Annotated in this window: 7 protein-coding genes and 1 pseudogene; 4 read left to right on the forward strand and 4 right to left on the reverse strand. The window is 71.0% G+C overall.

Annotation, left to right across the window (positions count from 1 at the left end; genetic code table 11):
• Positions 1-616 (forward strand): annotated as a pseudogene (locus H5J26_RS25295) (hypothetical protein); the annotation flags it as partial.
• A 19-nt stretch (positions 617-635) separates the two neighbouring features.
• Here H5J26_RS25295 and H5J26_RS25300 read toward each other — a convergent pair.
• Positions 636-1,094, reverse strand: a complete 459-nt coding sequence (locus H5J26_RS25300) for an ATP-binding protein (RefSeq protein WP_181768278.1) — start codon at positions 1,092-1,094, stop codon at positions 636-638.
• Positions 1,095-1,331: 237 nt separating this feature from the next.
• Here H5J26_RS25300 and H5J26_RS25305 point away from each other — a divergent pair, with 237 nt between their 5' ends.
• Complete coding sequence (locus tag H5J26_RS25305; RefSeq protein ID WP_181768279.1) at positions 1,332-2,153, forward strand: helix-turn-helix domain-containing protein; 822 nt, start codon at positions 1,332-1,334, stop codon at positions 2,151-2,153.
• Positions 2,150-2,530 carry a DUF397 domain-containing protein gene (locus H5J26_RS25310; protein WP_309238063.1) on the forward strand — a complete coding sequence of 127 codons (381 nt, stop codon included), beginning with the start codon at positions 2,150-2,152 and terminating at the stop codon, positions 2,528-2,530. Before H5J26_RS25305 ends, H5J26_RS25310 begins: the two co-directional genes overlap by 4 nt.
• Before the next feature lie 291 nt (positions 2,531-2,821).
• On the opposite strand, the gene H5J26_RS25315 is transcribed toward H5J26_RS25310, so the two are convergent.
• The 3 genes from H5J26_RS25315 to H5J26_RS25325 all read right to left on the reverse strand — a co-directional run bounded on the left by H5J26_RS25315 (position 2,822) and on the right by H5J26_RS25325 (position 7,561).
• Positions 2,822-5,674, reverse strand: coding sequence for an SAM-dependent methyltransferase (locus H5J26_RS25315; RefSeq protein ID WP_181768280.1), 2,853 nt, complete (start codon positions 5,672-5,674; stop codon positions 2,822-2,824).
• Between the two features lie 416 nt (positions 5,675-6,090).
• Positions 6,091-6,777 (reverse strand): hypothetical protein, encoded by a 687-nt coding sequence (locus H5J26_RS25320; protein ID WP_181768281.1) that lies wholly within the window; start codon positions 6,775-6,777, stop codon positions 6,091-6,093.
• Between the two features lie 217 nt (positions 6,778-6,994).
• Positions 6,995-7,561, reverse strand: coding sequence for a TetR/AcrR family transcriptional regulator (locus tag H5J26_RS25325; protein ID WP_181768282.1), 567 nt, complete (start codon positions 7,559-7,561; stop codon positions 6,995-6,997).
• Between the two features lie 195 nt (positions 7,562-7,756).
• On the opposite strand from H5J26_RS25325, the gene H5J26_RS25330 reads away from it, so the two are divergent.
• Entirely contained in the window at positions 7,757-8,548 is a 792-nt protein-coding gene (locus tag H5J26_RS25330) for an SDR family NAD(P)-dependent oxidoreductase (protein WP_181768283.1), read from the forward strand.
• Positions 8,549-8,611: the final 63 nt, after the last annotated feature.

The following is an 8,611-nucleotide window of genomic DNA, read 5'->3' on the forward strand; positions in this document are numbered from 1 at the left end:
GACGGTGGACGGCGCTCGGCTGCCGGGCCGGGACGTCATCATCTTCGTCACGGCTGCCGTCATCGTGGCGACACTGCTGCTCCAGGGACAGACCCTCCCCTTCGTGATCCGGTGGGCCCGGCTTCCGGAGGACCCCGACGAGGACAGCGAGGAACTGCTCGCCCGGCAGCGGCTGGTGGAGGTCGCCCTGGAGGAACTGCCCGACGAGGCCGACCGCTTGGGCATCCCCCAGGACGTCGTCGAGCGTGCCGTACGCGAACTGCGCGACCACGCCGAGGAGTTGAGCGGCGAGGGCGACGAGACGGCGCATCGAGCCGAACACGAACTCCACACCGCTCTGATCGCGGTGAAGCGCAACGCACTCGTGGCCCTGCGCGACGCACACCGCATCGACGACGCCGTGCTGCGCCGCGTCCAGGCGACCCTCGACGCCGAAGAGGCGAGGCTCGACCTGCGAGCGGCGGCCAAGCGCGTCTCACCGGGCCAAGGCACCCACAGCGCCGACGAATCCGCCAGCCGACGGCAATCCGGCGGGCCGGAACGGCACGAATCCCACCGGCACGACCGGCAGGAACCCCGGGAGCGACAGGACCGTCGCGGGCGACAGGACGACTGAACGCCCGGCCGCCGCCGCCTCATCGGCGCGTCGGGACGACCTCGCTCTGCCCGAGCCCCGATGTCGTCGGCTCCGGTGGGCGCGACGCCGGGCAGGCGACCGACACCTCGGCCCACACGGTCTTCCCGGGGTGTGACGGCCCGGCTGTCGTGACCGCCCAACGCTCGGCGAGCTGCGACACCAGCAGCAGCCCCCGGCCGCTCTCCGCGTCCGGCCCCGTCACCCGGCATGCGGGGCGCAACTCACCTCGGGTGTCGGTGACTTCGACCCGGAGCGTGCCGGGCGTCGTGGTGAGGCTGAGCCGGAAGTCCCGGCCCGGCACGTGGCCGTGGCGCACCGCGTTGGCCGTCAGCTCCCCGGCGATCAGCGTGAGCGTGTCGTTCGCCTCCGAGCCGTAGGGATACCCCCAGGCGTCGAGCCTCCGCGCGACCAGCCGACGTGCCAGACGCGCTCCCCGCGGCGTGGACGTGAACTGCATCGAGAATCTGGGGACGGTGACGGAGCGTGCAGCTTGAGGCCCGACCTCCGGGGGCGCAGCTGGACTTGGGAGTTGGTCTTCGTTCGACATGCCTACGAGCCTGGCGGCAGGCACCTACCGTGACCAGCGGATCACGGGGTACGGAGACCGGCTGTACCGGTCCGGCAGGCGGACTGACCGGGCTGTCGGTCGTTACCCGCTGTGAGGGACGGCACAGGCGGTGCGGGAGGGGCGGCAATGACACAGGACGCGGACGGGGAAGCTTCGGGCGCCTTCCTGAAGTGCTTCGGGAAGCAGCTCAAACTCCTCAGGGAACGAGCCGAGTTGACCCAGGCGGAGCTGGGCTCCCGCATCGGGTACGGCGCGGACCAGGTCGCCTCGGTGGAGCGGGGACGGCGCATTCCGAAGCCGGAGATGATCGAGGCGGCGGACCGGGTACTCGACGCGGGCGGTCTGCTGAGCGCCATGAAGGAAGAGGTGGCGCGGGCGCGTTACCCGGCCTTCTTCCGCGACGCGGCCCGCCTGGAGGCGGAAGCGGTGGAGCTGCACGCGTACGACACTCACGTACTCAACGGGCTGCTGCAGACGGAGGATTACGCGCGAGCGCTCTTCAGGATGGGCCGTCCGCTGCTGGACGAGGAAACCGTCGAACAACGACTCATCGGCCGGATGGCGCGTCAGGACATCTTCGCTCGCCGCCCGGCCCCGACGTTGAGTTTCGTCATCGAGGAGCCGGTGCTGCGACGGCCCCTCGGCGGACTCCACGTGCTTCGTGGGCAGTTGGAACAGGTCCTGCTTGTCGGTCAGCGACTGAATGTGGAGATTCAAGTCATGCCGACCAGCAGGGAGGACAACGCGGGCATGGGCGGTCCGTTCACACTGCTCAGTCCCAAAGGAGGTGAGCAGGTGGCCTACATGGAGGGACAAGGACGCAGTACAACGGTTACCGCAAGAGATGAGGTCCGCTCGATCTCCAGCCGGTATGGGATCATTCGTGCCCAGGCGCTGACTCCGAGTGAGTCTCTGGCCTTCATCGAAGAGCTGCTGGGGGAATTGTGAGCATCGACGAAGTCGCAACTGCCACGACCGACTTGGCCTGGCTCAAGAGCAGCCACAGCGGTCCGGAGGGCGGCGACTGCGTAGAGGTCGCCGTCGAGTGGCGAAAGAGCAGCTACAGCGGTCCCGAGGGCGGCCAGTGCGTCGAAGTCGCAGCCCAGTGGCGCAAGAGCAGCTACAGCGACGGTGAAGGCGGCCAGTGCGTCGAGGTCGCCGACTGCCCCGGGGTCGTGCACGTCCGGGACTCGAAGGACACGAGCGGCCCGGTGCTCTCCGTCGGTCCGGGCGCATGGGCGGCGTTCCTGGGATTCGCCGGGCGCCAGTCGGACGCCTCACGCCTTACCCGAAGCGACCTCGCCCCCCTCGCGCGCCCGAGCTGAACCCACTTCCCCCCCATGCAGGCAGCTCGGGCGCGGCGGAGCCGACCGGAAAGGCGGCCGCGTCGCTCCCCGCGGCACCGCGCCCTGACCAAGGAACGCAGCCCGTTCGGCGACACGCGTGGCGTCCGCCTGGCCGCGAGGAGCAGACACCCACGCTAGGAGTTCGCCGAGACCGGGGGCCATTTCCGCCGTGCGTGGAAAAGTCGCCGCTCCGCGGGGAACGGACAGATGGGGCAAGGCCGTTCGTACGGATCGGACAGGACGGTTCCGGAGGGAGAGGGGCTCCCTGGGTCAGCCGCCCATGTCGTCGGACCCGCCGCGGACCACGCCCACCCCGCAGAACCACCCGGCGCTTCCCTCGATCTCGTCCACCCCGTCCGCGAGTTCGGGATGCCACTTGTCGTGCCGTACGACCCCGGGCGCGGCGAGTTCGAGTCCCTGGAACAGCGAGATCATCTCCTCCTCGCTGCGGCGGTCGTAGCGGAGTCCCGCCTGCTCCAGAACCGCCAGACCGGTCGTCATGCCGGTGTCGCTCGGGTCGTCGGACAGCTTGCTGACGGCGATGAGACTGCCCGGCGCCAGTGACCGGGAGGTGCGGGCGACAAGTCCGGGGGTGAGGGTGTGGCTGGTCTCCCCGTAGAACACCGCCACCGGCCGGCTCAGATCGAGGCCGTGCTCCTCGAGCATTCCGAACGTCTCCTCCGGATCGAGGGGACGGAAGTCCGTGCACGCCACGTGGTGCGAGGTGAACGCCGGGAGCAGTTCGGCGAAATGGGCACGCACGGCGGGGTCGGCGTCGGCGTAGATCCACCGCGAGCCGTGCGGCGAACTCTCGTGGAGGAAGGGCTTGCTGGGCAGGCCGCAGCCGAAGAGTATCCACTGCCGCACCCCTCTCTCCGCCGCCCATGCCACGACTCTGTGCCGCCAGTCGCGGGCGGCGTCCACGAGTCGCCGGGCGGGGAAGTGGGCCTCCATCTTCCCCAGGAGCTCGCCCTCGTACGGATACCAGTAGTCGCCGCCCTTGATGGCGTTGACGACTCCCGACCAGCGAAGCGGCGTGGCAGCGGCGTACAGCCGTCCGGCGGAAGGAGCGGCACGCCACTTCAGCGGCGCCGGATCCGGCAGTGTCAGGCCCGGGACCTCGAAGGGCAGCCGGCGGCTGCGCAGATCGGCCTGGACGCGTGGATCGGGGATCGCCAGCGCGAGGACCACCTCGAACAACCCGGCCCATGGCGGCTCCGTCAGTGACCGGCCCAGCTTTGCCGAGATGACCTGCATGCGGTTGCGGATCGTCCGGGGGTCCCGCTCCAGCGTCGCCGCGGCCTCGTCGGTGCCGAGGCCGAACCAGAGCGCCAGCGTGACGAGTTGGTCCTGGCTGAGGTCCGCGAAGAGATCGCGGCGCCACTCCAGGGCCGCGGGATCGTTCAGGACGTCCTCCAGCGTCCGGTGAATCGGTTCTTCAGTGGAGCCGCCGCCGTCCGCCAGCGCTTCGATCTCCAGCGCCAGGTGGAGCACGGCGCGCTCGGTCCTGGAGGGACCGAGGCCTGTCAGGTCCTGGAGATGGGTGAGGCGGCCCGCCAGCTGGTCGCGGTTGGCGATCCAGTCACGACGTGCGCTCCCGACCCCACCGGCGGGGTCGGCGCCCGACGTGTGCACGCTCTGGAGCAGTTGGGACGCCTGGACAGGTCCCAGAGTGAGAGCCAGCGTGCAGATGCGGAGCATTCCCTGGCGCTCTGCGGCGTCCAGCTCGGAGAGGTTCGCCAGGACTGCTCTCGCCCAGGTCCGCGCCCACGACGCCTGGCTGCCGCTCAGCAGCCTCGCTGCCAGGGAGTCCGTGCCGGCCTCCCTGGCAGCTCCGACACCGCGATCGGCGGTGCCGGACGGCCGCTCGCCCACCGGCGTCATCGCTTTGACGGCGCTGAAGTACGCGGGTGCCGCATGCCGCAGCGGGGCGGGCGAGCTGATTCCCATCAAGGCGCCTCCGGGAAGGGCGGTGAGCACGGGGCGCAGCGCGTCGACGATCCCTTCCCGGTTCTCGTGGTGCTCGGCGGGAGTCATGACGACGAGGTCGTGACTCCGGACAGGGCTGAGCGCCACCAACGCCGCCCCGCCCAGGGCGCATTCACACGCGGAGCGGACCGCTTCACGGTCCAGTCCGGGGGCGCACCGGATCACGCCGGTCCTCATCCACTGCGCGGAGATGAGTGCGGGGTACAGGGGCGCCAGGAGCCTGCGCCCGACTGCCACGTCCCCGGTCATCAGCGCTCCCACGCCGGACTGCCGCACCCCGTGCCACGGAGGGGTGGCGTCGTCTCGTCCTGTGCGCCAGCTCGCCGGCATCCGCAAGTGGCTGATCTCCGCTGCCGCTTCGGCGATCAGTTCCCGGTGCTGCGGGTGCCACGGCGAGAGGCGCGAAGCGACGAGAACGGGGCGCGGGCTCGTGTCGCTCAGGGCCGGGTGCTCCATTCGGTGCACCAGCACGTACGGCCCCCGGCCTTTCTCTCCGTCCCAGGTCCCGTCCTGCCTGCGGCCGTTGCTCACCTGCCTCAGCAGCTCCCGGTCGACGGGGATCCTCAAGTCGGCGTTCTGCACGTCGTCGAGCACCAGCACAGTCGCGTCGGCGGTCTGGCGCAGCCACTGGAGCAGCGGCTCCGGCCCCTTCCCGGAACGGGTCAACTGGGCGGACCGGTCGGCCAGACCCTTGAGGAGGACGGTTCGCCGTCTCTCGGCTTCGCGCTGGCGGCGCAGGAGTTGGGCCTCGACCTCGTCGGCGGTGTGATCGCCTTCGGCGGCGAGCACGGGGAGGGGCGTCGAAGCCGCCAGCCGCTCCAGCCTGGCTTGCTGATCGGGACAGCGGCCGTCGAGGACGGCCACGACTCCCACCGCGCCCCCGCGCCGGAGGGAGTCGGTCCACCGCGCGACGTCCGGCGGGGTGACGGCGCGCCCGGCGGAGGGGGTGGCGAGTGGAGCGATGACCAGGGCGCCCTGCACGTCGAGGTGGTCCTCGTGGTGCTCGTCCCAGACCACGATCTCGTCCACGACGGCACCGGTGCCGGAACGCGATCCGGACGGCCCGTTCAGCAGCTTGAGCGCCGGGCTCCTGCTCGACGTCGTCCGGCGGGTCAGTTCGCGCAGTGTCAGCATGGCCGTTGTCCGCCTCCGTCGGGTTCCGAGCCGTCGGGTACGCGTCCGTTGCCGCACCTCGGTCCGCATCCGTACCGAGGCGCGGCCCGCGCACCGGACTCGCATGGCGCGGTGGAGGGGCGGCGGTCCGGACGGCCGCCCCCGGGGCCGGTTCGCGCTGTCCCCCGAACAGCGCGAACCCTGCGAAGAACCGGCCCGTCGGCCGGTCTCCTCGTCCAGACGACCGTCCCGCAGGACGGTCTCGTTCCAGCAGAGTCCGGACACATGGTGATCAAAAAGGAATCGACTCCGCAATGCGCAGAACGTGAAGACTGCTGATGAAGCTCCGAACAGATTATCCAGGGCCGCTGCCGCGTCATGCCGACACAGTGTCGGCGCGGGGTGCGCAAGCCGCGCCGGGCTTCTGGCCAGGGCCTCTACTGCACTGAGGCGGACGGGAGTTGGCCGCTCTGCCGCCTGTAGGACTTCTTCGGAGGAAGGGCGGCAGCGAGCCGGGGATGACCGTCCGCCCGGTTACGGAGGGTCGCGGCACTGACCCCGATGGCCCGCGCCGCGGCGGTGATGGTCATGCCGTCCCTCAGCAGGTCGGCCGCCTTGTCGAGCATCTCGTCGGCGACCTGCTGCCGTGGCCCGCTCACCGTCTCCGCGATCCACACCCGTACGGCCCGCTCGGCGTCCGCGTACGCGGAGTCCGAGAGCCATTCGACGGCCTGCTCCTCCTCGACGCCGATGGCCATGGCGGCAAGCCGGGGATCACCGCCGGTCCGCGTCAGCGCGGCGAGGTAATCGCCCTTGCGCGCGAGCAGTTGCTGCTCCACCGGCCGTCCGTCGAGGGCCGCGCGCAGCTCGCCGTCGTGGAGCGCCGCGGCGGACAGATCCGCCACCACCCCGCCCATTGCGGCTGCGGCCGAGTCCGCGTTCCCGCCCGACCTGAGAACTGCCAGGGCGCGGTCCCGCTGCTCGGATCTCAGACCGCGGTCCCGTTCCGCCTCGGCCTGGCGCGCGGCCCTGCAGCGGGGGCACCGGCCGCCTCGGCGCCACCCGGCCGGCTCGCCGCAGTCGCTGCCCGCGGCCTTGCAGCCGGGCCTTCGCGGAGTCGTCACGGCTACTCCCCGGTCTGGAGCGTCCGGTTGAAGAACTGCCTGGTGAACGGCCTCGCCCACCCGGCAGAAACCTGCGATCGATCCCCCTGGCTCATGGCAGTCATGGTAGCCGAGGGCCGATGACCGGGTGTCTGGCGCGTTTATTCATCTGGTGATCCGTCAGCCATCGCGACACCTCCGACACCCCCACGCCACGAGGCACTTCAGGCGCTCCGGTTCAGTCTCTCCGGGCTCCGCGCGCAAGCAGCAACAGGGCGTCCACGAGGTCCTCGGCGGGCGAACCGGTTGCCAGGCGGCGCAGTTGCAGCCCGAAGACGAGAGCGACGGCGGTGGCCGCGAGCCGCTCGGCGTCCGGCACCCCGAGGCCGGTCAGGATCTGGGCGGCCAGCCGGTCGTACGCACCGAAGCAATCCGTCGCCGCTGCGCGCAGCCGCTCGTCGCGCCCCGCCTGCACGTACAGCTCGAACGGGGCGATGTGCCTGCTGTCGAACTCGGTGCCTCCGGCGACCTGGCCGACCATGGCAGCCGCCCCGTCGAGGTCGATCTCCTCGGCCTGGCACTGGTCGGCGAGTTCGGTGAGGCGCTGGGTCTCCTCCGCGACGAAGTGCAGCAGGCTCTCGCGCAGCAGCTCGTGCTGGGAGGCGAAGTGGTACGTGACCGAACCCAGGGAGATCCCGGCCTCCTTGGCGATCCGCCGGTTGGTGACAGCGGCGATGCCGTCCTGGCCGATGATGCGCAGGACGGCGTCGATGATGCTCTGCCGGGTGTCGGCGGGAGTGGGCACCGGAACATTGTTCCACCCGCGGCCTCTCTTCAGGAGCGAGGGGCGACGCCGTGGGCCGTCCTGACCTGGACGGCTCGGGGGCAGGGCGGCCTCGAATCCCCACGCGAGGGCCGGAATCGGCGAGGTCCACTGTGGACACGGCTCTCCCTCCTCCCTATCGTTCGTTCGAACGAACAGTCTTGGAGGGCTTCCCGCATGCGCATCAACGGATCAACGGTTCTGCTCACCGGAGCCACAGGCGGCGTCGGTCATGCCCTCGCACGCGAACTGGCCGCCAAGGGTGCCAAGTTGGTGCTGACCGGGCGCCGCCCCGACGCTCTGGCGCCCATCGCGGCGGAGTTCGACGCGCGTACCGTGACCGCCGATCTCTCCGACCGCGACCAAGTCGCCCGTCTCGCCGAGGAATGCGCCGACGCCGACATCCTCATCGCCAACGCGGCGCTCCCCTCCAGCGGCGAACTCCTCGACTACACACCCGAGCAGATCGATCGCGCCCTGACGGTCAACCTCCACGCCCCGGTCATGCTGGCCCGGCTGCTCGCCCCCCGGATGGTCGAGGCGGGGCGGGGCCACATCGCCTTCGTCGGCTCGATCTCCGGCAAGGCCGCCACCCAGGCCTCCTCCCTCTACAACGCCACCAAGTTCGGCCTGCGGGGCTTCGCGCTCGCCTTCCGGCAGGACCTGCACCGGGCAGGCGTCGGGGTGTCGCTGATCCAGCCCGGCTTCATACGCGACGCGGGCATGTTCGCCGACACGGGCGCCACCCCGCCCGGCGGCATGCGCACGGTCTCCCCCGGCCAGGTCGCCGCAGGCGTCACACGGGCGGTCGAGCGCGATCTGTGCGAAGTCAACGTCGCACCGGTCGAGATGAAGCTGCTCAGCGCCATCGCGGGGCAGTTCCCCGGCTTCGCCGAGAAGGTGCAGCGCCGGTCGGGCGCGGAGCGGACGATCACGCAGATCGTGGAGGCCCAGCGGGGGAAGCGCTGACGGAGCGGGGGGGGGGCCGGCGTCCTGTTTCACCGCGCCCGCCCCCGCGCCCCCCGCCCCCCC

This window comes from Streptomyces albidus (ex Kaewkla and Franco 2022), assembly GCF_013870515.1.
In the GTDB taxonomy this organism is placed as follows: Bacteria; Actinomycetota; Actinomycetes; order Streptomycetales; family Streptomycetaceae; genus Streptomyces; species Streptomyces albidus.